Source organism: Myceligenerans pegani (assembly GCF_014892515.1).
GTDB classification, from domain to species: domain Bacteria; phylum Actinomycetota; class Actinomycetes; order Actinomycetales; family Cellulomonadaceae; genus Myceligenerans; species Myceligenerans pegani.
In genome coordinates, this window is the sequence record NZ_JADBGR010000088.1 from 1 (window position 1) to 22,108 (window position 22,108).

The 22,108-nt window shown below is 70.7% G+C and carries 24 protein-coding genes and 1 pseudogene; 16 read left to right on the forward strand and 9 right to left on the reverse strand.

What is annotated here, in order from left to right:
• The 3 genes from IIE03_RS13330 to IIE03_RS13340 form a co-directional block, all read right to left on the reverse strand.
• Positions 1 to 801: DUF1684 domain-containing protein (locus tag IIE03_RS13330; RefSeq protein WP_192863259.1), on the reverse strand; the 801-nt coding region annotated here is incomplete at its 3' end.
• 233 nt (positions 802 to 1,034) lie between these two features.
• Positions 1,035 to 1,856, reverse strand: a complete 822-nt coding sequence (locus IIE03_RS13335) for an alpha/beta fold hydrolase (RefSeq protein WP_192863260.1) — start codon at positions 1,854 to 1,856, stop codon at positions 1,035 to 1,037.
• A gap of 76 nt (positions 1,857 to 1,932) precedes the next feature.
• Positions 1,933 to 3,177 carry an MFS transporter gene (locus tag IIE03_RS13340; RefSeq protein ID WP_192863261.1) on the reverse strand — a complete coding sequence of 415 codons (1,245 nt, stop codon included), beginning with the start codon at positions 3,175 to 3,177 and terminating at the stop codon, positions 1,933 to 1,935.
• Positions 3,178 to 3,275: 98 nt separating this feature from the next.
• On the opposite strand from IIE03_RS13340, the gene IIE03_RS13345 reads away from it, so the two are divergent.
• The 7 genes from IIE03_RS13345 (at position 3,276) to IIE03_RS13375 (ending at position 8,109) form a co-directional block, all read left to right on the forward strand.
• Positions 3,276 to 3,845 (forward strand): TetR-like C-terminal domain-containing protein, encoded by a 570-nt coding sequence (locus tag IIE03_RS13345; RefSeq protein WP_192863262.1) that lies wholly within the window; start codon positions 3,276 to 3,278, stop codon positions 3,843 to 3,845.
• Between the two features lie 300 nt (positions 3,846 to 4,145).
• The gene (locus tag IIE03_RS13350; protein WP_192863263.1) at positions 4,146 to 4,553 is read left to right on the forward strand and encodes an ArsR/SmtB family transcription factor; all 408 of its coding nucleotides are present in this window, start codon (positions 4,146 to 4,148) and stop codon (positions 4,551 to 4,553) included.
• 1 nt (position 4,554) lies between these two features.
• Complete coding sequence (locus tag IIE03_RS13355; RefSeq protein WP_318842968.1) at positions 4,555 to 5,199, forward strand: SRPBCC domain-containing protein; 645 nt, start codon at positions 4,555 to 4,557, stop codon at positions 5,197 to 5,199.
• A gap of 22 nt (positions 5,200 to 5,221) precedes the next feature.
• Positions 5,222 to 5,713 carry an SRPBCC family protein gene (locus IIE03_RS13360; protein ID WP_192863264.1) on the forward strand — a complete coding sequence of 164 codons (492 nt, stop codon included), beginning with the start codon at positions 5,222 to 5,224 and terminating at the stop codon, positions 5,711 to 5,713.
• 288 nt (positions 5,714 to 6,001) lie between these two features.
• Positions 6,002 to 6,748 carry a hypothetical protein gene (locus IIE03_RS13365; RefSeq protein WP_192863265.1) on the forward strand — a complete coding sequence of 249 codons (747 nt, stop codon included), beginning with the start codon at positions 6,002 to 6,004 and terminating at the stop codon, positions 6,746 to 6,748.
• Between the two features lie 24 nt (positions 6,749 to 6,772).
• On the forward strand, positions 6,773 to 7,672 hold the full coding sequence (locus IIE03_RS13370) for an aminoglycoside phosphotransferase family protein (protein WP_192863266.1): 900 nt from the start codon (positions 6,773 to 6,775) through the stop codon (positions 7,670 to 7,672).
• On the forward strand, positions 7,669 to 8,109 hold the full coding sequence (locus IIE03_RS13375) for a class I SAM-dependent methyltransferase (RefSeq protein ID WP_192863267.1): 441 nt from the start codon (positions 7,669 to 7,671) through the stop codon (positions 8,107 to 8,109). The genes IIE03_RS13370 and IIE03_RS13375 overlap by 4 nt, the downstream gene beginning before the upstream one ends.
• A 33-nt stretch (positions 8,110 to 8,142) precedes the next feature.
• Here the strand turns inward: IIE03_RS13375 and IIE03_RS25885 are convergent, their stop codons facing one another.
• Entirely contained in the window at positions 8,143 to 8,598 is a 456-nt protein-coding gene (locus IIE03_RS25885) for a luciferase domain-containing protein (RefSeq protein ID WP_318842969.1), read from the reverse strand.
• A gap of 225 nt (positions 8,599 to 8,823) precedes the next feature.
• Here IIE03_RS25885 and IIE03_RS13385 point away from each other — a divergent pair, with 225 nt between their 5' ends.
• From IIE03_RS13385 to IIE03_RS13405, 5 genes are all read left to right on the forward strand, one after another.
• Positions 8,824 to 9,117 carry a hypothetical protein gene (locus IIE03_RS13385; RefSeq protein ID WP_192863268.1) on the forward strand — a complete coding sequence of 98 codons (294 nt, stop codon included), beginning with the start codon at positions 8,824 to 8,826 and terminating at the stop codon, positions 9,115 to 9,117.
• On the forward strand, positions 9,114 to 9,458 hold the full coding sequence (locus IIE03_RS13390; protein WP_192863269.1) for a hypothetical protein: 345 nt from the start codon (positions 9,114 to 9,116) through the stop codon (positions 9,456 to 9,458). The genes IIE03_RS13385 and IIE03_RS13390 overlap by 4 nt, the downstream gene beginning before the upstream one ends.
• A gap of 92 nt (positions 9,459 to 9,550) precedes the next feature.
• Positions 9,551 to 10,372, forward strand: coding sequence for an alpha/beta hydrolase (locus tag IIE03_RS13395; RefSeq protein WP_192863270.1), 822 nt, complete (start codon positions 9,551 to 9,553; stop codon positions 10,370 to 10,372).
• Between the two features lie 61 nt (positions 10,373 to 10,433).
• Positions 10,434 to 11,663 (forward strand): helix-turn-helix domain-containing protein, encoded by a 1,230-nt coding sequence (locus IIE03_RS13400; protein WP_192863271.1) that lies wholly within the window; start codon positions 10,434 to 10,436, stop codon positions 11,661 to 11,663.
• Positions 11,664 to 11,770: 107 nt separating this feature from the next.
• Positions 11,771 to 12,220, forward strand: a complete 450-nt coding sequence (locus tag IIE03_RS13405) for a helix-turn-helix transcriptional regulator (RefSeq protein ID WP_192863272.1) — start codon at positions 11,771 to 11,773, stop codon at positions 12,218 to 12,220.
• Between the two features lie 235 nt (positions 12,221 to 12,455).
• Here the strand turns inward: IIE03_RS13405 and IIE03_RS13410 are convergent, their stop codons facing one another.
• On the reverse strand, positions 12,456 to 12,806 hold the full coding sequence (locus IIE03_RS13410; RefSeq protein ID WP_192863408.1) for a M24 family metallopeptidase: 351 nt from the start codon (positions 12,804 to 12,806) through the stop codon (positions 12,456 to 12,458).
• Between the two features lie 108 nt (positions 12,807 to 12,914).
• Complete coding sequence (locus IIE03_RS13415; protein WP_192863273.1) at positions 12,915 to 13,301, reverse strand: hypothetical protein; 387 nt, start codon at positions 13,299 to 13,301, stop codon at positions 12,915 to 12,917.
• 151 nt (positions 13,302 to 13,452) lie between these two features.
• Here IIE03_RS13415 and IIE03_RS13420 point away from each other — a divergent pair.
• From IIE03_RS13420 to IIE03_RS13430, 3 genes and pseudogenes are all read left to right on the forward strand, one after another.
• Positions 13,453 to 13,632 (forward strand): annotated as a pseudogene (locus tag IIE03_RS13420) (23S ribosomal RNA methyltransferase Erm); the annotation flags it as partial.
• Between the two features lie 195 nt (positions 13,633 to 13,827).
• Complete coding sequence (locus tag IIE03_RS13425) at positions 13,828 to 14,349, forward strand: PadR family transcriptional regulator (protein WP_192863274.1); 522 nt, start codon at positions 13,828 to 13,830, stop codon at positions 14,347 to 14,349.
• The gene (locus IIE03_RS13430; RefSeq protein WP_192863275.1) at positions 14,346 to 15,122 is read left to right on the forward strand and encodes an alpha/beta fold hydrolase; all 777 of its coding nucleotides are present in this window, start codon (positions 14,346 to 14,348) and stop codon (positions 15,120 to 15,122) included. The genes IIE03_RS13425 and IIE03_RS13430 overlap by 4 nt, the downstream gene beginning before the upstream one ends.
• Before the next feature lie 102 nt (positions 15,123 to 15,224).
• On the opposite strand, the gene IIE03_RS13435 is transcribed toward IIE03_RS13430, so the two are convergent.
• Positions 15,225 to 18,200, reverse strand: coding sequence for a glycoside hydrolase family 2 TIM barrel-domain containing protein (locus IIE03_RS13435; protein ID WP_318842970.1), 2,976 nt, complete (start codon positions 18,198 to 18,200; stop codon positions 15,225 to 15,227).
• Between the two features lie 190 nt (positions 18,201 to 18,390).
• Complete coding sequence (locus tag IIE03_RS13440; RefSeq protein WP_192863277.1) at positions 18,391 to 19,425, reverse strand: LacI family DNA-binding transcriptional regulator; 1,035 nt, start codon at positions 19,423 to 19,425, stop codon at positions 18,391 to 18,393.
• A 315-nt stretch (positions 19,426 to 19,740) separates the two neighbouring features.
• Here IIE03_RS13440 and IIE03_RS13445 point away from each other — a divergent pair, with 315 nt between their 5' ends.
• Positions 19,741 to 21,213 (forward strand): RICIN domain-containing protein, encoded by a 1,473-nt coding sequence (locus IIE03_RS13445; protein WP_192863278.1) that lies wholly within the window; start codon positions 19,741 to 19,743, stop codon positions 21,211 to 21,213.
• Positions 21,214 to 21,343: 130 nt separating this feature from the next.
• Here IIE03_RS13445 and IIE03_RS13450 read toward each other — a convergent pair whose 3' ends face one another.
• On the reverse strand, positions 21,344 to 22,075 hold the full coding sequence (locus tag IIE03_RS13450; protein WP_192863279.1) for a DUF2306 domain-containing protein: 732 nt from the start codon (positions 22,073 to 22,075) through the stop codon (positions 21,344 to 21,346).
• Between the last annotated feature and the right edge of the window lie 33 nt (positions 22,076 to 22,108).

Consider the following 22,108-nt stretch of genomic DNA (forward strand, 5'->3'; position numbering starts at 1 on the left):
CTTGCGCGGGGTCTTTTCGCCGGCTTCGATGCGGAAGGGGTAGCGGTTGCCGGCCGGTGGCGTGGGGCAGATCGGGAAGTAGTCTGCGAACGCGCAGGGCAGGTTCAGCGCCCGGTTGAAGTCGAGCGTGACGGTGCCGTCCGCGGCGGGCGCGGGGACGTCGAGGGACCGGCCGGCCGGGTAGGTGGTGTCGCCGCTGGTACCGTCGGTGAAGACGGTGGTGTACCGGCCGGCGGCGACGATGACCTGCATCCGGTAGGCGGCGCCGTCGTGCTCGAAGTGCACGACGCCGGGCGAGAGGTACTCGTGCTCGCGCCAGCCCACCGTGTCCAGCGCGAGGGACCGCTCACCGTCGTGCGCCTCGAACCTTCCCGTGACGATCCAGGCGGGATCCGGATCGTGGACCGGCACGCCGTCGAACACCGCCCGGGCGGGTGCCGCCGGGTCGTAGACGTTGATGTGGTAGCCGTCGCGGTAGGTGATCCCGATCTCCAGGTCGCCGACGGCGATCCGGCGGTCATCGGGGCCCTCGGCCAGGTCCAGGGCGGCCACCTGGGCGAGCTCGGCGCCCTCGAAGGTCATGGTGGCGCCGTCGAGATCGATCATCAGGGTCTCGCCGCTCTGCCACCAGCGGCCGGGCACGCCGTCGTAGCTGCGGGGCGTGTCGTCGAGCCAGTGCACGGCCACGGCGGCCAGCCAGCCGTGGGGCTGGGCGAGCCACTGCTGCCAGCCCGCTCGCCAGGCCCTCCACTCGGCCTCGTAGACGTTCCGGCCGGTAGCGTCGGTCACGGGGTGTGTCATGGCGTACTCCTCGGGGTATCGGGCGTCCGGAACGGACGCATGTCAGGTCGCGCGGGACGCAGGGCCGCCCAGCATGCGGAACCGTGCCCGGCGGGACGGCACGGGACGGCCGTCCCGCCGGGTGTGGCAGCTCAGTCCGGGGCCGGTCCCGGGCTCCGAGAGGCTCAACCCGTCGTCGCCGGCATCGATCCTGAAGTTGCCAGAACCGCAATTGGTTCGATGGCACGACGGCGTCATGGCCGACGATCTCGAACACGCTGTCCGGTGATGACGCCCGCCAGGAGCTTGGCCGTGGCATCGGGGGACTCGACCGGGAAGTGGTGGGAGCCCAGGTCGATGAGTTCCAGGTCGAGCCGGTCGCCGTAGCGGTCGATGGCTTCCTGGCTGATCAGGTCGCGGATCGCGAAGACGGTGATCGGCTGGGTCGTCTCGCGTAGCGCGGCGTCCATGTCCCAGCGGATCAGCCCTTCGATCGATTGCACGCCCGCGGGTTGCCGCACGGCCACCATCTTGTGGAAGTAGGTGTCCTTGAGCTCGGAGGCGGTGCCTTCGGGTGATCCGCCTTCGACGAGGCCCCGCACGGCCGCAGCGAAGTCGTCGTGGAACCCGCGGATCAGGGTCCGGGCCTGCTCGTCACCGATGGCGGGGAACAGGCCAAGGTAGTGCAGGGCGTCGAGCGCGATCACCTGGGTCACCGTTCCCGGGAGCAGTCTGCCGGCCTCGACCGCGACCGCCCCGCCGAGGGAGTGCCCCGCGACGACGACGGAGGTGACTGATTCGGCCCTCAGGACGGCGGCGACGTCGTGCGCGAACTCGGCGATGGTCCACGCATCCCGCGCAGATCGGGACTCGCCGTGTTCGGCGAGGTCGATCGCGAGCACTCGGTAGGTCTCGGGCAGGTGGTCGGTGACCGCGTCGAAGTCTCCGCGGTGGCATGCCCAACCGTGCACGAGGGCGAGCGTCGGCCCGTCTGCCGGGCCGCTGACGGTGTAGCGGATGGTCGTCCTGTACGGCCGGCGCACCTCACGATGCCACTTGGTCCTCGTCGTGGTCATGGGTTTCTCCTCTTGTCTCATGGTGTCTCCCGGGATGTGTGCGACGCGCATCTGACGTGTTCGGTCAAGGCGTGCCTCAGGGGCGCGCCGGACCCGCGACCCGGCCACGTGCCCGCGCTTGGTTCAGGAGCAGGGTGCAAGCGGTGAAGGTCGCCGCGACGATCACGAGGGCGTAGACGGTGGTGGCGGTCGGCAGGCCCAGGGCGGTGACGGCGATGCCGCCCAGCACGGCAGGCACGCTGTTGCCGAGGTAGTTGATGGTGTTCGCCAGGGCGAAGACCGCGCTGCGCTCATGCGGCCCGGCAATCCGGGCGAAGGTGCCGAACGTCGCGAGCACCGATCCCCCGAAGCCGATGCCGGCGACGACGGTGCCGGCCGCCGCAATCCATGCGGCGTCCTGCATCACGGCGGCCAGCGAGATCAGGGTGCCGATCCCGAGCGTCGCCGAGGACGGGGCCAGCAACGAGGACGCCGAGCGGGACCGAAGCACGAGGACCGCGAGTGCGCCGGTACCCGCCAGGAGCGTGACGACGATGCCACCGATCAGGCGGTTGTCGAGCCCGAGCAACTCCGCGGCGACGGACGGCCCGAGCGAGAGGTACATGCCGGCCAGAGCCCAGGCGGCGACCATCGCCGGGACCACAGGAATGATGTCCGCGCGCAGGTGCGAGGGCATCGCGACCCGGGGACGCAGGGACGCCACGGCTCCGGGCCGGCGACGCGAGGTCTCGGGCATGAGGGTCACCACGACCGCCGCCAGGACCATGCCCACCAGCAGCACGGCGTAGACCAGCCGGGTCGGCGCAGGGCCGAACTGGACGAGCAGACCACTGCCCAAGGCCCCGAGAGCGAGACCGCCCAGCGGCCCGACGGAGGTGACCACGCCCGCCCGCCCGCGCGAGGGCGTGAGGTCGACGAGGGTCGCACCCAGCGTGGTGGTCGCAGCTCCGGTCGCGACGCCTTGCAGCACGCGTGCCGCGGACAGCACCAGGACGTCCTGCGCCGTCAGGAACAGGACGAGCGCGACGATCTCCAGCCCGATCGCGGCGGCGAGCACCGGACGCCGTCCGAGGTGATCGGACAGCGCTCCGAAGACGAGCAGGGAGCCCAGCAGGCCGAACACGTAGAGGGCGAAGACGACGGTCAGCACCCAGGCGGGGAACTGCCACTGCTGCTGGTAGACCACATACAACGGGGACGGTGCGCTGGAAGCGGCCAGGAAGAGCACGAGGACGGCACCCATCCAGCCGAAGAATCCCCTTCCCGGCGCGCCGAGCCGCCGCGCGGCAGGTGGACGAACGGTCTCAGACTTGACGGGCATACGAACCTCGCAATGATCGTTGCGTTAGAGCTTGCACAATGACGCTAACGCAGTCATCGTTGCGATTATTTCGCAGCGATCGATGCGATACTGGTCACATGGCCACCGCGAGCGCACCGCACCAAACCGTTCGCCGGCCGGGTGGCCGCTCCGCCCGGGTCCGCGCGGCCGTTCATCAGGCCGTCAAGGAGATGCTCGCCGAGGACACCGGGGACCAGCTGACCATCCCGGCCGTCGCGACCCGCGCCGGGGTTCACCCCACGACGGTCTACCGCCGTTGGGGATCCGTCGGCGACCTGCTCACCGACGTCGCGACCAGCCGCTTCTCCGGCGACCTCGTCGTCCCGGACAGCGGCAGCCTTCGCGAGGACCTCGAACGCTACGCCGCGGACCTGGCCAGAGACCTCAGCGACCCGGACACTCTCGCCCTGGTACGCGCCATCGTCGGCGCGGCCGGCGAGAACGCCGACGTGTGCCGCGCCGAACGACAGGACCAGCTCGAGGCGATCCTCGATCGCGAACACGCGCGCGGCAACAAGCAGGCACCCACCGTCGAACGCGCCGTCGACGGGCTCCTCGCCCCCCTCTACTACCGGGCGGTCTTCACGTCGCAGACGCCGACCCCGGAATGGGCACGCTCCCTGGTGGCACACCTGTTTCCGGAATGAGACACGGCGGGGACCACCAGCGTCCGGACGCCGTCAGGGAGCGCCCGTCCAGTGCGCCGAGAAGGCTTCCCGTCGTGACGACCAGGTACGCCCCCGCAGCACGACGCCGCGCATGGTCCCCCTGTGGGTCAGCGACTTGACCCGAGTTCGCGGCCACCCGCACGTGGCCCGACGCTCTCACCGACGTGAAGGCGGGGAACGAGCACCGCGCCGACACCGGGCGACGTCGAACCGGGCCGAACACGACAACCGAATACCAGCACCTGCTTATATAAGTGAAGGCTGGTATGATCCGCGGTCGTGCACGCGTTCGACATCCTCGGCGACCCGGTGCGCCGGCGCATTCTGGAGCTGCTCGCCAACGGTGAGCAGACCTCCGGCGCGATCACGAACGTGATCCGAGCCGAATTCGGACTCTCCCAGCCCGCCGTCTCGCAGCATCTGCGCGTGCTCCGAGACAGCGGGTTCGCGTCGGTACGCCCTGAGGGCGCTCGCCGGTTCTACGCCGTCGAGCCCGGGCCGCTGAGCGAGGTCGACGCGTGGCTGGACCGGTTTCGCCGGTTCTGGGAGCAACGCCTCGACGCCCTGGACACCGAACTGGCCCGGGGCAGGCGTGCGGCTCAGACTTCGGCCGGCAAGGAGCCCACCGCACCGGCCGAGCCAGGCGCCGGCGCGGACAAGGCCGATCCGTCTGCGAAGGGAGCATGACGTGAGAGACATACTCGAGGAACTGGCCGCCGCGCGCCGGACGATGGGCAAGGCCAGCGTGCCCGCCGGTGAGGCGTACACCATCGAACTGCGGCGGCGATACGACGCGCAGATCGACGACGTCTGGGACGCCGTGACCAGCCCAGAGCGGCTGCGGCGCTGGTTGAAACCGATCACCGGGGACCTGCGGCCGGGCGGGACGTTCGAGTTCGACGGCGGTGAGCACGGCGAGATCCTCCGGTGCGAGCCGCCGCGTCTGCTGAAGGTGTCCTGGCTCTACGGGCCGGACGGCGACGCCTGGCCCGGCACGAGCGAGGTGGAAGTGCGCCTGGCCCCAGGCCCGAACGGCGACACCGAGTTCGAGCTCATCCACGCGGCGGTCGTGGAGGAGCCCCTCTTCCCGACCTACGGCCCCGGCGCCGGCGGCGTCGGCTGGGACCTCGCTCTCCTTACCCTGGCCCGCCTGTTGGCCGGTGGCGAGACCGCCGGCCACGAGGCCGTCGAGAAGTCGCCCGAAGCGCGCGAGTTCATCCGGCGCAGCGCCGCCGCATGGGGCGAGGCCCACCTGGCCGCCGGTGGCGACCCGGAGCACGTCGCGGCCGCGGTCGAGGCCACCACCACGTTCTACGCACCCGACCCGGCCTGACTTCCTGGAAGGAACACGCGCCATGAAGTACACCAACTCGATCGAGATCGCCCTGCCCCGGGAACAGGTGGCCCAGCTGCTCGCCGACCCGGCACACCTCCCGAAGTGGCTGCGGGGCATGGTGCTGCACGAGCCCGTGAACGGGGAGCACGGGCAGCTCGGCACCACGTCGCGGGTCGTGATGCAGTCGGGGCAGCGAACGATGGAGGGTACCGAGACGATCACCCGCCGAGAGCCGGCAGACCTGCACGAGATCCCCCGCGGGACCGTCGTTCACTTCGACCGCGAGATCGCCGCCCCGGGCATGTGGAGCGTCGTCCGCGATCGGCTGACCGAAGCCGGTCCGACGACGACGCTCTGGGAGGAGGAGAGCGAATACCGGTTCAGCAACCTGCTGATGCGGCTCATGGGGCTTCTCATGCGCGGCGCCTTCCACAAGCAGTCGCAGCAGCACATGGAGGACTTCAAGGCGTTCGCCGAACAGGGGAAGGACATCCGCGAAGCGACCAGTTGAGCTGCCACGCTCAGCCGGATCTCTCAAAGCGACGATGCTCGTCGGCATCTGCGACTTCCGGCGCACCCGATAGCGCGTCCAGACGGACTTTGAGGTAGGCCGCGCCGAGGTCGCTGATCGGAGGCGCATGTTGCGTCCCGTGCGACGAACGTGCGGCGCCGATGCCACGCGCGTGCGCTGTTCTGCAGGCGGGGCACGCGATGTGATGGCGAAGCACAAGACGCCCAGACCGACCGGCCGGCGGTCCTGGCTGCGTCCGTTCCCCTCTATCGCAAGGGAGTACACGCAATGACTGTCGCTACCCTGGCGCTGATCAGCGTCGACCTGCCCGAGGCGTTCGACCCTCGCTGGTCGCGCCTGCCCGGCATCACCGTCGAGGGCACCACCATCACCCTCGACCCCGCGCAGTACTTCTTCCGGTTCGACGAGGCGTCCTGGCTCATCGCCGACTGGGACCTGGTGCGTGAGCAGTTGCTGCCCGTGAACGAGTCCGCCGAGGAGGCCCTGGAGCAGACCGCACTGCGGTTCATCCAGACTCACGCCCGCACCACGACCGACGCAGCCGAGGTCCTGCGCACGGCGTGGCAGGTGTACTCCTACGTGTTCCGCGACGAGCTGCTGCCCGTGGCCGGCCTGGAGGAGATCGGCCCGGACGAGCTGCGCATGCTGCGCCAGGCCGCCACCCTCATGGCGCTGAACAAGGTCAAGCCCGACGGCTCGATCGTGAACGTGGGCCCCTGCTGGTTCTTCCCGGCAGCGACCCAGGTCGTGTTCGACGTCGACGAATCCAAGGGCAACATGATCGACGAGGTGTACCACTCGACGTGGTTCAACGAATCGCGCAGGGTGGAGTCGGTCAAGGCACACGCCGCCCTCGGCGGACGCCTGGTCCACGGCTGCCAGTCCGCACCCAACCAGTCCGGCGGCGCGCTCGTACCGTACGGCGCCTCGATCGACCGGTTCCGCCAGGACCTGGCCCGGTTCCGCGACACCTGGCTGCAGGCCGTGTACGCCTGCCGCGTCGCCACCGACTGACCAACCACGCCTGACGAACGGAGCATGAGCTTGAACACCACGGACGTGACCACCGCGCTGCCCTCTCTCCTTGCGGAGGCGGGCCTGCCGGACAGGTACGACCGTCAGCCGATCCGGGTGTGGGCACGGTCCGGGGTCGAACGCCTCACGTTCGACTGCGGCGCGTCCGTGGTGCTCAAGTACGCCGAGACCCCGTTCGACACCGAAGACCACACCCTGATCGCCGCCGCAGGGGCGGGCCTGCCCGTCCCCGCCGTCCACGCCTCCACCCATGTCGGCGGCCTGCTGGTCATGCTCATCGAGGACCTGGGCGAAGCCACGAGAGAAGCTGGCATCGGCGACGGCGCGCGTGCCGCCGTCCAGATCCACGCCATCACCAACCTGCCCGGCCTCCCCACGGTCGGGCAGAAGCACCTCTCGAACCTCCCGGCGAACACGGCGGAGATCCTCACCCGGTACGACGCGCCCGACGACGCCGTCGCAGCGGCCGGCGCGCTGACGGCCGCAGCCGAGACACGGGCCAAGGGCACGGAGCTCGCGCCGTTCGGGCTGGTGCACTCCGAGTTCCACCACACCTCCCTGCACGTGACCGGCCGGGGGCTGCGGATCCTGGATCTGGCACGAGCGTTCGTCGGTCCCGGGGTACTCGATCTCGCCTCGTGGTCCGGCACGATCGATGCTCCCGATGTCGAGGACCTGTGGGATCTGGTCGACCTCTACCGGGCCGAGGGCGGCGCTCCGGAAGCCTCTGCCGACCGTGGCGGGATCGATGCCGCCTCGTGGGCCTTGGGATGGCACCGCGTTTGGGTCGCCGAATGGTTCGCCCGTCAACTCGACCTCGGCTGGGCCGAGGGAGCCGAGGACGCCTGGATGAACGCGATCACCAAACACCTGCTCGAAGCCGCCACCCTGCTCAAGACATGAACCCACCCGGGCGGTTCGAACTCACGCGCGTACCAGGCGTCGGGCCCGACACGAGCATTCTCGGTGAGCTGGCAGGCTCCGTCGTCGTGGAGATCGGCTGCGGCAGCGGACACAACATCGCCCACCTCGTCGCCCACCACGACGCCGTCGGAATCGGCATCGACCACGACCCCGCCAAGATCCACCGCGCCCGCACTTTCTACGGGCACATCCCTGGCCTGCAGTTCATGCACGACGACGCCGAACAGAACCTGTGTCGGCTCGCCCCCGGCTCCGTCGACGTCATCGTGTCAATCTTCGGAGCCCTGAGCTTCACCGACGACCTCCGCTCACTACTCCGCGCCTGCTCCCGCGCGCTCGCCCCACACGGCCGACTGCTGGTCACACTCCGTGCCGACGACGACCACGACCAGGTCACTCTCCTAAGACACCGCTGACCGGGCGTCGACCGCCGCAAGGTCCTGCAGCGCTCAGGCTCCGCGAGCAAACGCGATGCTCTCCTCGACCACCGACACCACGGCATCCACCTCGGTCGTATCCCGGGGGCCGTAGACCATGTACTCGGTGCCGAAGTCCTCGTACTGGTGGGCCTCGGCCCAGCCAAGGGCAACCAGTTCCTCGCCGCGTTCGTGCGGCAGCACCAAGTGCACACTCGTGTCGGTGACCCCGTGCAGATGGACCGGCTCCAGACGCCGGCCGGGGGCGAGGTTCGTCTCCGGAGCGCGCTCCTCCTCCACCCCCTCAAGGAACACTGCCCGTGACGACGCAGGCGACACCTGACTGTGCCCCTCACAGACACCATCCAGCGCGCACACCCGCGCCACCAGCTCGCCCCACACGGCCGGAGGCGACTTCTGGGTGAGCTGGCGATGCGGGCCCTGGTCAGAGGTCTGCGGGCGCTCGCCCGCGCGTTCCGTCTTGAGCACCTGCGGACCGTACAGCGGACAGAGGTCGGCTCGCACCGGAGTTTCGCCCACCAGCGGTGCCTCCCCGTCGGCGGCGCGGAGGGTGTAGCTCTGCGCCAAACATGCGAAGTGCCCGCGTCACGCATGCGCTACAGAGTTCTCGGTGCGCCGGGTTCGATGGAAGGCGTACGAGAGCCCGCCGTGATCGTTGCCCGTGGGCTCACGCCGAACCCTGGAGCGTGAACCATGCCGAACACCAAGACGCCTGCACCAACGCCCTCCCTGCACGCGATGTTCGTCGCATTGACCGAGATCCTGGAGATGCTCGGTGAGGACCGCATCGCCCGCCTGACCCTGCTGCGCGGCGGAACCGTCACGATCGAACCCGTCCACCTGTCCGACGGCGCATCCATCGCCCGCGACCTCGGCCTGTCCGAGACCTTCATCCAGCGCCTCGCTGTACCGACCATCGCGGACTGGTCCGGAACCGTCTCAGGCATGGAATGCCACGTGCGCGCGCTGGCCGGGAGAGAAGCATGAACAGGCCGCGGCCGGTCGCGCTCGGCTACATCGCCGCCCACACCCGCGCCCAAGCTCGGGAGCAGCGCGAGGCCGTCACCGCGTACGTGCAAGCCGAAGGCCTCGCCCTGGCAGACGTGCTCGACGACACCCGCGACGGCCTCACTATCAGCCAGATCACCGAGACTGCCCGCCACCACCAGGCGGACGTCGTGGTCGTCCCGGGCTCGGCCCGACTGGCCGAGGCATACACCCGGCTCGCGTTCGAACTGGAGAAGCATGGCGTGCGCTGCACCTTGCTGGGCGAGGCTCGTACACCGCGTCGCGTCCGTGTTCTCTCGTCAGTCCGGCCTCGGTCATGATCCCGACGATGCCGCTGAACGTCGGCGTCGCAGGCGGCGCCAAGTCGGGCAGACTTGCCCGTGTCAGTCCCCCAGCGGACCAGGAGGTTGCCATGCCCACCGAATCCCGCGTCGAGTTCCGCTCGCTCGACGGGTTGCGGCTGGTTGGCGATGTCGCGATGCCCGAAACGCCGCCCACCGTCGGAGTGCTGCTGGTCCACGGTCGTGGGGTGACGCGGCACGAGTCCGGGTTCTTCGACCGGATCGCCGACGGACTCACAGCCGCAGGAATCGCATCCCTGCGATTCGACCTGCGTGGGCACGGTGAATCTGAAGGAACGCAGGAGGACGTGACGCTCGCCGGGCTGCTGAACGACGTGCGGGCTGGTTTCGAGGTACTGCGTGCTGAGACCGGCGTCGCATCGGCGTCGCTGGTGGGGCAGTCATTCTCAGGCGGGGTGTGCGCGTTGTATGCGGCCAGGCGGCCGGAGGAAGTGGATCGCCTCGTGATGCTGTGCCCGCGGATCGACTACAAGAAGCGAACCATCGACTCACGCCCGTACTGGGTGGACGATCATCTGGATGCGGAGCACGCCGAGGCGCTCACCCGCGACGGGTTCCTGCAGTACTCCGCGAGCTTCCGGCACGGGCGAGCGTTCCTGAACGAGGTCTTCTGGCTGCAACCACACACCGCCCTGGGCGACATCACTGCCCCGACGCTGCTGGTGCACGGGGACGCGGACACCCAGGTCCCGATCGGCCCGTCCTACGACGCAATCAAGGAGCTAAACGCCGACTCCCGGCTCGTAGTCGTCGAGGGGGCGGGACACGGATTCTCCGTCACCGGGGACAAGGCGTACCGGCAGCCCCAGACCCTTGCCTGGCAGGCCGAGGTCATCGACGAGATCGCCGAGTGGTTCTCCCCGGAGCGCTGACCGTGGACGAAGCGGCCGCTATCGTGAGGCCTCGGAGCCCCTCGTGTGAGAGGAGACGGTGATGACTGGCGACGGCCAGGAGGCGGTTGGGTCGCGGATCGCGACGTACCGCAAGCTTGCGGGCTACACGCAGCGCGAGTTCTCCGACCACGCCCACCTCTCGCTCGGCGCGATCCGCAAGGTCGAGCAGGGCGAGCGCCTGCCCACCTACGGGTTCCTCAACACGGCGGCCCGCACCCTCGCCGTCAGCGTCGAGGAACTCACCGGACAGCCCTACCGTGGCCGCGAGCGGGCCGACGCGCGCGTCCACGCACCGATCGCCGCGATCCGCGCCATTGCCCGCACCTACGACCTCCCGCCCGAGTGGCGTACCGCACCACGCCCGCTCAACCTGATCGCTCGCGACGTGGACCAGGCCACGACCTACCGTGCCGCAGCCCGATACACCGCCCTGGGAGAAATGCTGCCGGCGCTCCTGGAAGAACTCACGGCGTGCGTCCACCAACTTGACGGCAAGGCCCGACGCCGCGCCGCGCGCCTCCTGGCCTCCGGCTACTACATGGCCTACAGCCTGGCCTCGCGGCTCGGGTACGTCGACCTCGCCTCGCTCCTGGAGGACCGTCTCCAATGGGCATCGGGCATGGCCGACGATCCACTCTCCGTCGGACTCGCCCAGTGGACACGAGCCAACGGATTCCAGATCGCCAAGGACTACGACGCCGGCCTGCGCCTCCTGGAGCGCGCCTACGACCAACTCCAAGCCGACGTCGGCGATACGCCGTCCGGCCCGGCGGTGACACTGTTGGGCAGCATCCGGCTCCGGCAGGTCACCCAGGCTTCCCGCGCCCGGGACGAGGACGCCACTCTCCACCACCTCGCGGAGGCCCGACGCCTCGCCGAACTCGTGCCCGATGGCGTGGACCGCGTCCACTACCACCTGACCTTCGGGCCCGTGAACACCACCGTCCACGAGATCGCCGCCCAGATCGAACTCAAGCACGCCGACATCGCCGCAGAGCGGGCTCGCACGCTCCAACTGCCCGCCTCCATGCCGCGCACGCGTCGAGGCCACCACCTGATCGACGCCGCTCGCGCCTTCATCGCAGTCGGCGACCGCGACGCAGCGCTCGACGCCCTGCAACAGGCACGCACCGTCGCACCCCAGCAGACGCGCTACCACCCCATGGCCCGCGAAGCTGTCCGGGTCCTGGCCAGCCACAACCGCAAGGTCGGTGAAGACGTCCGGGCACTCGCCGCGTGGATGGGCTCGGCTACCACCGACACGCCGTAACGGTCTGTCAAGCCGCTCTGGCACCCCGAAGTACCCCGCCGCGGGGTACTTCGAGCCCCGCCCCTCCCGGAACCTGGTTCTGTCGAACCATCGATCGAGGGGGACGAATGGCAGGCCACGACGTCACGAACCTACAAGGCCAGGAGATCGGCCAACTGATCCAGTCAGCCGGCACGGCAGACGTGCTCGACCAACTGCGTGCCGCAACCGGCGAGAGCCGATCTGTCGTCGTCCTCGTCGTGACGGGGAACCCACCGCGGCCAGATGCCCCGGCAGCTCGACCGCCGCAGCCTGACACTTTGGCAGCGCAGACGACGGAGTCCGGCCGCCGAACGGCCCTCGCACGTCGTCGTCGCGAAGTCTGCAAGACACAGGAAGGCCTCGCCATGGACATCGGGGTCGAGCGCTCCACCGTCGCGCGCTGGGAAGCCGGCGAGACGACGCCATCCCTCTGGGCCCGGCCCCGACTCGCCAACGCGCTTGCCATCACCCTTGACCAACTCGACACGCTCCTGACCGTGGCACCCGGCCACGCCAGATGCGCGGGTGCATCGTGAGCGGGCTCGCAATCCCGGACGCCGTCATCGGCGATGCCGAGGAGGTAGTCCTCGTCCATCGCTCTACGACGGCATCCGACCGGGAGAGCCGGTCAGCAACACAAGGCATGTCGATGACGAGTGACGGCCGATTAAGGACCGAGGGCATCGCACGTCACGACGACGCGCGCCTGCTGTCGGCCGCTGTCGCCGACCCGCGGCGGCCGTCCCACCCGGCAGCGCGACGGCCGCCGCCCTATGCCCAACGAACTCCGCCGCGCGACGGCGTCAGCAGGTCGCAGCGGTCTTCGGTGACGGGCACGGTGTCGCACACGACGTGGTCGCCGACATGGTGCTTGATCACCCAGGACTGGATGTAGAAGGTCATGCCCGGCCGAGGGACCGTCGTGTTGCCAGGGCGCAGACCGAGCACGGAGCCCACCCAGGATGGAGGAAAGCCGACGCCGATGCGGTAGCCGCAGTGGTGGCGGTCATTGGGCGCGCCGAGGTGCGCGTCGACGGTGTCGCGCCATGCCCGGTAGATGTCCTCGGCGGTGCACCCTGGCCGGATCGCGGAGCGGATACCGGCATGTCCGGCGAGGGCGATCGCGGCGGCCGACGGGCTCCGGGAAGAGCCGACAACGGCGACGCCGTTCGCCGAGCTCGGTCAGCAGGGCGCGGATGCGGTCGGCGTCGAACCCTGCTCGGGTGTCGTTCACACGGACTCCAGGCTGGCGACGTCGATGAAGATGTTGCGGATCGCGAATTCCGGTGCCGAGTGCTGCAGAGAGTAGGCACGCAGGGACTCGGTCGGGCTGAGGAACCACCAGGGGCTGAGCACGTAGACGTTGTCGTAGACCCACTCGGGGATCTCGCGGCGGGATCGGCGAGCCTCACGCTCGGCGATGGCCGCGAGCATCGCGTCCCAGCGGCGCTCGCCTGTCGAGTCCGGCCGCCGGAGGAACCGGTCCTGGTCGGCGGGTGTGTGCAGGGAGCGATAGTCGCTTATTGCCTGCGCGGCCATGCGCAGCAGAAAGTTCTGGTCTGGGCGAGGCCCGGCCAGCTCGGAGCGGACGACGTCGGCCAGCGAGTTGAGAGTCATGTATGGGTTCGTGTCGTAGGCCGAGGCCATGGTTGTGCTCCCTTCTGCTGTACGAATCCTATGGGTCCTCGCACGATGTGTGGGGTATCGACACCACGTACGAGTACGACGATCTGGGGCAGGGCCGGTCGGTTCTTGGCGAGGAAGACAGCAGTGGGAGGTCGCGCGCAAGCGCGCCGCCGTCGGCGGCACCACCCTTCTGACCGCCCAGTGGTGGCCCTGGTACACGTTCCGGCTGGACCGACGCGTGCCCGCGGCCGCCTTCCGGCCCCGGCCGAGCGTGGACGCGGGGATCCTCGTGATCGACCGCCGTCCGCAGCCGCTGCTCCCCGCGACCTGAACGCTCGTGCGTGGGCTGAGGCGTTCGCCATCGTCCGGTGAGGACCGCGGGAACGGCTGCGCCACGTCGTGCAGCCGTACCCGCGCGACGCCACGGGATGCTCACGCCACGGGTAACGCGCAGCGATCGGGTTCTCCGACCGCCAGCTAGTTGACATATCTTCCATAAGACTTGTCTACTAGCTTCGTGATCCTCGCGCGCATCATCCTCGGGTTGCTCGACCTCGCGCCCATGTCCGGGTACGACCTCAAGCGCCACTTCGACACGACGATCAACCACTTCTGGTCGGCCGACCGGGCGCAGATCTACCGGACGCTCGCGCGGCTCGTCGAGGACGGGCTCGTGACCGTGGAGACCCTCGCGGGGGCGAAGGCGCCCGACAGGCACGAGCACCGAATCACGCCGGAGGGCCGCGACGCGTTGCGGGAATGGCTCACCTCCGAGCTCGACCGGCAGCCCGAGCGGGACGCGTTCCTCGCGCGGCTCTTCTTCGCGGGAAGCCTGGACGACGCCGAACTCGCCGGCCTCCTGGCCAGGTACCGGGCAGCGGCGCAGGAACAGCTGGACGCTCTCGAGGCGATCCGCGCCTCGACTCCCCCGCCGGCCGACCGGCGCGCCCGCCTCCGCATCGTCACCCTCAACTGCGGGCTGACCCGCACCCGCGCCGAGCTCGACTGGCTCGACGAGGTCACCAAGGAGCTCACGTGACCGACCATCCCGAACTGCACCACGAGGAGGCCGGGTCCGCGCACCCACCGCTGCTCTTCCTCCATGGCGGCACCGTCGCCGGCTGGTCGTGGGAGGAGCAGGTCGCGGCCTTCAGCGACCGGAAGGTGGTGACGCCCGACCTGCCGGGCTTCGGCCGGCGTGCCCGCGACGACTGGCCCGGCCTGCCCGGCGCCGCCGACGCCGTCGCGAAGCAGCTCGCCGAGCTGGGCATCACGGGCCCGGTCGACGTCGTCGGGCTGTCGTTCGGCGGGATCGTCGGGCTCCACGTCGCGGCACGCCATCCCCGCCTCGTGCGCACACTCCTCGTCAGCGGGCCGATGCTGGCGCCCGCCGGGATCGCCCTGCGGGCCGCGGGCAGGCTGCAGCTGGGCGTGTGGAACGCGCCCTGGTACTGGAAGGCACAGGCGGCAGCGATGGGCCTGCCGCCGGACGCCCGCGACCTGTTCGTCCGGCACGGCCTGACGATCCGCCGCGACACCATGCACCGGATCGCCTCCGAGATCTACCCGCGTGGCGCTCTCCCGGCGGACATCTCACGCTACACCGGACCGCTGCTCGGCCTGGCCGGCGCACGCGAGTCCGCCTACTTCCGCCGCTCGCTCGGGGCGCTGCGGCGAGCCGTCCCCCAGGCCGAGATCCGCCTCGCGCCCGGGATGCACCACATGTGGAGCATCGAGGACACGGGCCTCTTCAACGACGTCACAGCCTCCTGGCTGGCCGGCCGGGTCGACCCGCGTCTGCTGCCGCTCTGACGTGCGCGGCGTCCGGCCCGGGTGATCAGGCCGGACGGATCCCGGCCCGCTCCCGCGGCCGCCGCGGCGCCGGCACCGCCGTCAGCCGTGCCGGCACCGCCGTCAGCCGTCCTGACGGAACACCATCGACCAGCGGGCGGGCGCGGGGGCGATCTCGTACGCGGGCAGGACGTCGGGGCCGCAGGAGGCCGAGCCGACGCCGCGCTGGGCGTGGTCGAGGTTGATCCACAGCACGTCGCCCGGCACGAGGTCCGTCGTGTGCCGCGCCGCCGCCAGGTCGTGGTGCGTCCACCGGCGCACGGTCGCCTCCACGGGAGTGCCCACCGTGTCCACCGCCAGCGCGCTGCCCGCGCGGCTGAGCCGGAGGTGGCGCACGCCCGCGCGGGCGCCGTTCTCCTGCGGGCGGACGTAGGGCGTCTGCCAGTCGCGGACGGTGGTCCGCCAGGCCCCGATGCGCGCGGCGAGCGCCGAGTCGGCGTACGCCTCGCCCGGCCCGGCGCCGAACCAGGCGACCTCGGTCGCGTCGTCGGCCAGCGGCCCCCGCACCCCGAACCGCACGCCCCAGCGCGGGACCGGGACCTCCCAGCGCCCCAGCGGCGCGAGTTCGACGTCGAGGCGGACGCCTCCGTCGACGGGCGTCCAGCGGAACGTCCCGCGCGCACCGGTGTCGGTGCCGGCGGGCAGCGCGTGCTCGACGACCACCAGCGCGCCGTCGTCGTCACGGACGTCGACCGTGCGGTGGCGCACGCGGTGCAGCCCGAGGCGGTGCCACAGGTCGGCGACCTGGCGGTGCCACCCGAGCCGGTCGTTGTCGAGGGGCGCCCGCCACAGGTCGACGTGCAGCGGCTCGGTCGCGGTGTCGCCGAGCGCGACCAGCCGTCCGCCGCCGTCGAGCACCGCCGGGCCGACCTGCCAGCCGCGCGCCGTCGTCAGCGCCGGGCCCGCGGCGACGGGCGCGCGGCGGGCGTCCGCCAACTGCTCCTGGGTCCAGGCCACCTCGTGGTCGGCCGGCGCCCAGGGCGTGTCGGACGCCAGCAGCGCGCGGACGGTCAGCCAGCGCTCCCCCGTCACGTCGGTCGTCCGGCGCGCGGCGTCCGGGAGCGCCACCCTCGCCACCCCGCCCGGGGCGACGGGCTCCACCTCGACCTCGCCGCCGGCGACCGGCACGCCGTCGTCGGCAAGTTCCCAGACGAACCGGAGGTAGGCGGTCGTCACGTGGGCGTGCAGGCTGCGCACGACGAGCACGCCGTCGTCCACGTGCATCCGCACGGGCTCGACGACCTTCTTCAGCTCGAGGAGTCCGGGCGACGGCGTCCGGTCGGGCAGGACGAGGCCGTCGGCGATGAAGTTGCCGTCGTGCAGTTCCTCGCCGAAGTCGCCGCCGTACGCGTGGTAGGTGCGCCCGTCGGCCGTGCGCCGCGCGATGCCGTGGTCGATCCACTCCCACACGAAGCCGCCGGCCAGCCGGTCGTACGTCTCGAACAGGTCCTGGTAGTCGCGCAGGCCCCCGGGGCCGTTTCCCATCGCGTGGGCGTACTCGCACAGCACGAACGGCAGGGCGCGCCGCCAGGCGTCGAGCCGGGGGTCCGCCGTCGGCGGTTCCTGTCGGCGCCCGATCACCGCGACCTCGTCCGGGTGGGCGTACATGCGCGAGTAGAGGTCGACGTCGGGGCAGTCCCGGTCGCCCTCGTAGTGCACGAGCCGTGACGGGTCGCGGTCCTTCGCCCAGCGCGCCATCGCGCGCAGGTTCTCGCCCGTACCCGCCTCGTTGCCGACCGACCAGATGATCACGCTGGCGTGGTTCTTGTCCCGTTCGACCGTGCGACGCATGCGCTCCAGCATCGCCTCGTGCCACTGCGGGTCGTCGCTCGGGTTGGCGCGCCATCCCACCTCGACGAACCCGTGGGTCTCCAGGTCGCACTCGCCCAGGACCCACAGCCCGTACTCGTCGCACAGGTCGAGGAACTCGGGCGCCGGGGGGTAGTGACTCGTGCGGACGGCATCGATGTTGTGCCGCTTCATCAGCAGCACGTCGGCGAGCATCGTCTCCTGGTCGAGCGTGCGCCCGGTCACCGGATGCCACTCATGGCGGTTGACACCGCGCAGCAGGAGCGGCGCGCCGTTGACCTCGATGCGGCCGTCGCGCACCTCGACCCGGCGGAACCCGACGCGCAGGGCGACGGACTCCGTGGCGGTCCGCACCGTGACGTCGTACAGCCGGGGGCGTTCGGCCGACCACGGCTCGACCGGCCGCGACACGGACGCGCGCGCGTCCGCGCCGGCCAGGCCGAGCTCGGGCGCGTCGAGCAGCACCTCGCCGGCGTCGGTGAGGACGTCGAGGGCCAGGGTCCCGGCGCCCGTCACCGGGTCGTAGTCCGCGTGGACGAACACGTCCTCGATCCCCGCCCGGGGCCGTTCGAGCAGCGTGACGGAGCGGAAGATCCCGGACATCCACCACATGTCCTGGTCCTCGAGGTAGCTGGCGGCGGACCACTGGTACACGCGGACGGCCAGGACGTTCACGCCGGGCCGGGCCTCGACCTCGAACTCGGACGTCAGGCGCGAGCCCGTGCCGTGGCCGACGCGGCGCCCGTTCCACCAGACGACGAACGAGGAGTCGACGCCGTCGAAGCGCAGCACGGTGCGCGCGCCGGCGGCCGCCCAGTCCGCGGGCACGTCGACGGTCGTGCGGTACTCGCCGGTCGGGTTCTCCCGGGGGACGTGGGGCGGGTCCACGGGGAACGGATAGGTCACGTTGACGTAGGCGGGGGTGCCGTACCGGGCGCCCTCGACGCCGTCGGGCCCGAGGCCGGCGAGCTGCCAGCTCGACGGGACCGTGATCCGGTCCCAGGCCGAGTCGTCGAAGTCCTGCGCCTCGAAACCCTCGGTCACGTCGTGCGGCCCGGCGGCGAGCCGGAACGCCCAGGCGCCGTCGAGCGACAGCTGCGGCGCGTCCGACCGGAGCCGCGCACGGGCGGGCAGGCGGCCGGAGCCCGGTGCGGTCGATGTGAGGGCGGGTTCGGTCGAGGCGGCGGCGAGGTCCTTGGTGGTCGCTCGAGCAGAGCCGTGAACGTTCACGGGACGACCGTACACAGCCCTTGGCCCGTCGGTCAACGCACCCGGAGGCCGCGGGCGGAGATGCGGTCGGCAAGGTGTCGAACGGTCGGTCGGATGTTGGATGATCGGCTCCCCCGAGCGGCCGATCATCCGACACCCGACCGACTGCTCGGCAGGGACCGCGCCGCCTCCCGCGGGAGCTCTCAGGTACTCACGCCGAGCCGCGCGTCAGCAGCGTGGCGCGGACGCTGCGGCGGATCGGCGGGAGGCGGGCGAAGTCGGCGTCGGCCAGGATCTGGATGATGTCCAGGATGTGCTCCGCCAGCCCGCGCCGGTCGAGCGAGATCGAGGTGAGCGGCGGGTCGACGGCCTCGCCCAGGGCCAGGCCGTCGACGCCGACCACGCGGACGCCGCCGGGGACGTCGACGCGCAGGGCACGGGCGGTCTGGACCGCGCCCAGTGCCATGAGGTCGTTGAACATCAGCACGGCGTCGGTGTCGGGGTGTTGGCGCAGGAGCGCAGCGAAGGCCTCGCCTCCGCCCGAGATGCTCTCCTCCCCCGCCACGACGCCGGTCAGCTCACCCCCGGTCGCCTCCTCGAACCACTCCCGCCGGGGCGACGGCGTGTACGGACCCCCCGAGCGATGGGCAGAGTCGACCATCCCGAACCGACGCGCACCGCGCTCGCGGAGTGCCGCGACCGCGTCGACGATCCCGGACTCGAGGTCGGTGTCCACCGCGTGGACGCCGGGGACGGCGCTGCTCGGCTCCGACCGCTCGCGCCCGAGCCGGACGACCGGCAGCCCGCGAACGATCTCGACCAGGTCCGCGTCGGGCCGACGGAAGTAGCCGGCGATGACGTCGACCTGTGTGGACAGCAGCGCCAGGCTCTCGACGACGTCACCCTCCGGCGCGGCGATGACGACCTGCCACCGGCGTTCCGCGGCGGCCGAGAGCAGGTCCGCGGCCATCTCGGTGTAGTACGGGTTGCGGAGGGACGGGACCACGAGGCCCAGCGCGTGCGCCTTCTGCCTCGTCACCAGGTTGCGGGCGTACCGGCTCGGCCGGTAGCCGAGACGGTCGGCGGCCTCGAGCACCCGCCGCCGCGTCGCCGCGCTGATCTCGCTCATGTCGTTCATCGCGCGCGTCACCGTCTGCCGTGACACCCCGGCCTCCTCGGCGACGTCGAGAATCGTCACACGCTTGCCCACCGGGCCGCCCTTCTCCCTGCACAGGTCACCAGTCACGAGCCATCCGTGACAGACCCTATAGGTGTCGGGGCGGTCACGACGGCCTCCGAGGAGGCCGTCGCGCATCATGCCCCGGCCCCTCATCACCGGAGTGCGCCCGACGACGATGTCGGCGCCCCTGCCGTCCCGACGTGCGGAAGTCGACACACCCGCCGATCTTGCGTGATCGCTTCTGATCGTTGATGTCCTCTCCTGAGTCTACGATCTTGCAGGGCCATCGGATGTGCACTAGTTTGACGCAAAGTGCTCGACGCTGTGTTCGGCACTGCGAACCCGTTCCGCTGCAATGACGCAACAGGAGGTTCTTCGATCATGAACTCATCCCGGATCCGACCGCTGCGCCGGCTCTTGGCCGGACTGGCCGCGCTGGTCCTGCTCCCGGCCACGGCCGTAGCCCTCTCGACGGCTCCCGCATCCGCCGCCACCAGCCAGTTCCGGGGCATGAACTGGGCCGTGCTCGGCGACAACTTCAGCACCGGCATCCTCGTCCTGGACGGGCTGTCCAGCTCCGACAGCTACTCGACCGTCAAGGCGAAGGCGAACGCCCTGTACGACGACATGGAGTCGAGCCTCCAGGTCAACACGGTCCGCCTGCCCGTCAACACGCACACGGTCGGCTCCTCCTGGTGGGCGAGCTACCGGGGCACGATCGACGCCGCGACCGAGCGCGGCTGGAAGGTCGTCCTGGCGTACTGGGAGGACGGCGCCGCCTCCGGCGGGCGTGTCACCGACTACGCCGCGTGGAACGCCATGTGGTCCGAGGTGACCAACCGGTACGGCGGCAACAGCCTGGTCTACTTCGAGCCGATGAACGAGCCGCACGGCTACAGCTCGTCCGAGTGGCGCAACGTCGCCGCCGACTGGCTCGACCACCACTACTCCGCCCCGGCCAACCGCGTCCTGATCGGCGGCACCGGCTACAGCCAGGACCTGCGCGACCTGTGCAACGACAGCCGCTTCGCCGGCACGCTGTTCTCGTTCCACCACTACGCCTTCTTCTACGGTGAGAACACCTACGACGGCTGGCGCAGCCACATGACGACCCGCCTGGGCAACTGTGCCTCGCGGGCGGTCGTGACGGAGTTCGGTGCCCCCATGAACGACGGCCGCAACTACGCGGACGGCGGGAGCACGGACAACTTCGTGCGACACATCCGCGCCGTCACCCAGGTCATGCGCGACAACGACATGGGCGCCACGTACTGGCCCGCCCTGGGCGGCAAGCCGGGCACCATCGGCTACGACTGGTACTCGATGTACGCCAAGAGCGGCAGCGGCACCGACCTGAACCTCTCGATCCGCAACACCTCGGGCGCGGACCGCCTGCGGTACGGATGGGGCGACGACGTCTCCGGTGGCACTCCGGGCGGCACCGTGACCCCGATCGTCAACGAGACCTCCGGCAAGTGCGTGGACGTCGTGCAGGCCTCCACGGCCAACGCCGCGGAGATCATCCAGTACACGTGCTCGGGCGCGTCGAACCAGCAGTTCGAGCTGCGGGACCTCGGCAACGGGTACTACAACCTCGTCGCGCAGCACTCCGGCAAGTGCCTCGACGTGAACAACGCGTCCGCGGCCGACGGCGCCGCCGTCATCCAGTACACCTGCGGCAGCGGCACCAACCAGCAGTGGCAGCTGCGAGCGGTGTCGGGGTCCAGCTACGTCGAGATCGTGGCGCGCCACTCGGGCAAGTGCCTGGACGTGATCGGCCAGTCCACGGAGAACGGCGCCAGGCTGCAGCAGTACGCCTGCTGGGGCGGCGGCAACCAGCACTGGGACGTCTGAGCACGGACCTCCTGACCGAGCCGCCGGAGGATCGCGTGGGCGGGCGCGCCTGCGCCTGCCCACGCGATCCGACGGAGGAACCACGGTGCCCCGGTGCGGCCGGGACGGCGTCGGCCCGTGCGCGAAGCGCTCACCGGGCCCTGGGGATCCGTGCCCCCTTCCTCGGCTTCCGGTGGATCCACCACTCGGCGAAGAGCAGGTTCACCACGAACGAGACCCAGGCCGACGCGGCCGCGGCCCCCGCGATCTCGGGCGCGCCGAACGCGATGTCCGGGTCGGTGAGCGCCCCCGGTACGTAGACGGCGATGAGGATCGCGGCCCAGAACCGGTTGGTCACGATCGAGAAGGCCAGCGCGGTGCTCCGGATCATCCATTCCCGGTGGTCGCCGAAGCGACGCTGCCGCACCGCCCGGTAGCCGAGCAGGGTGCAGGCCAGCAGCAGGACGCCCAGCATCGTGTTCGCCACCTGCTGTGCGACGCCCGAACTGGGGAACTGGGCGATGTACAGCGCCGCGACGGCGGTCGGGATCGCGGTGGCGACGTAGACGCGCCCGCTCCACCGGTGCACGCGGGGGTGGTGGGCGCGCAGCCACGGCCAGAGCTGCAGCACGGCGGCGCTCAGCATGATCGACCCGGTGAAGATGTGGGTCACGAGCGCCGGGTAGAACGCCGGGCCGCGGTCCGTCGGGACCAGGGACTGCGCGGGGTCCAGGCCCACGTAGCGCGGCAGGGTCGTCGCGAGGAACGCCGCGGTGACGAGGGCCAGCGGAGCGATCCAGGGACGTCGCCACCAGCGCACCGGCCGGGGCGGACGGACCGGGGCGGGTGTGGGTGTCGTGTCGGTCGTCGTGTCGGTGGTCATGTCGTGCCTGCTTTCGCCGGGCCGGATCGAACA

Excerpts from the sequence above, each read along its gene's own strand:
- IIE03_RS13335 (WP_192863260.1), bottom strand. The coding sequence starts at position 1,856 with ATGACCACGACGAGGACCAAGTGGCATCGTGAGGTGCGCCGGCCGTAC.
- IIE03_RS13340 (WP_192863261.1), bottom strand. The coding sequence starts at position 3,177 with ATGCCCGTCAAGTCTGAGACCGTTCGTCCACCTGCCGCGCGGCGGCTC.
- IIE03_RS13345 (WP_192863262.1), top strand. The coding sequence starts at position 3,276 with ATGGCCACCGCGAGCGCACCGCACCAAACCGTTCGCCGGCCGGGTGGC.
- IIE03_RS13360 (WP_192863264.1), top strand. The coding sequence starts at position 5,222 with ATGAAGTACACCAACTCGATCGAGATCGCCCTGCCCCGGGAACAGGTG.
- IIE03_RS13365 (WP_192863265.1), top strand. The coding sequence starts at position 6,002 with ATGACTGTCGCTACCCTGGCGCTGATCAGCGTCGACCTGCCCGAGGCG.
- IIE03_RS13370 (WP_192863266.1), top strand. The coding sequence starts at position 6,773 with ATGAGCTTGAACACCACGGACGTGACCACCGCGCTGCCCTCTCTCCTT.
- IIE03_RS13375 (WP_192863267.1), top strand. The coding sequence starts at position 7,669 with ATGAACCCACCCGGGCGGTTCGAACTCACGCGCGTACCAGGCGTCGGG.
- IIE03_RS13385 (WP_192863268.1), top strand. The coding sequence starts at position 8,824 with ATGCCGAACACCAAGACGCCTGCACCAACGCCCTCCCTGCACGCGATG.
- IIE03_RS13390 (WP_192863269.1), top strand. The coding sequence starts at position 9,114 with ATGAACAGGCCGCGGCCGGTCGCGCTCGGCTACATCGCCGCCCACACC.
- IIE03_RS13395 (WP_192863270.1), top strand. The coding sequence starts at position 9,551 with ATGCCCACCGAATCCCGCGTCGAGTTCCGCTCGCTCGACGGGTTGCGG.
- IIE03_RS13400 (WP_192863271.1), top strand. The coding sequence starts at position 10,434 with ATGACTGGCGACGGCCAGGAGGCGGTTGGGTCGCGGATCGCGACGTAC.
- IIE03_RS13405 (WP_192863272.1), top strand. The coding sequence starts at position 11,771 with ATGGCAGGCCACGACGTCACGAACCTACAAGGCCAGGAGATCGGCCAA.
- IIE03_RS13415 (WP_192863273.1), bottom strand. The coding sequence starts at position 13,301 with ATGACTCTCAACTCGCTGGCCGACGTCGTCCGCTCCGAGCTGGCCGGG.
- IIE03_RS13445 (WP_192863278.1), top strand. The coding sequence starts at position 19,741 with ATGAACTCATCCCGGATCCGACCGCTGCGCCGGCTCTTGGCCGGACTG.
- IIE03_RS13450 (WP_192863279.1), bottom strand. The coding sequence starts at position 22,075 with ATGACCACCGACACGACGACCGACACGACACCCACACCCGCCCCGGTC.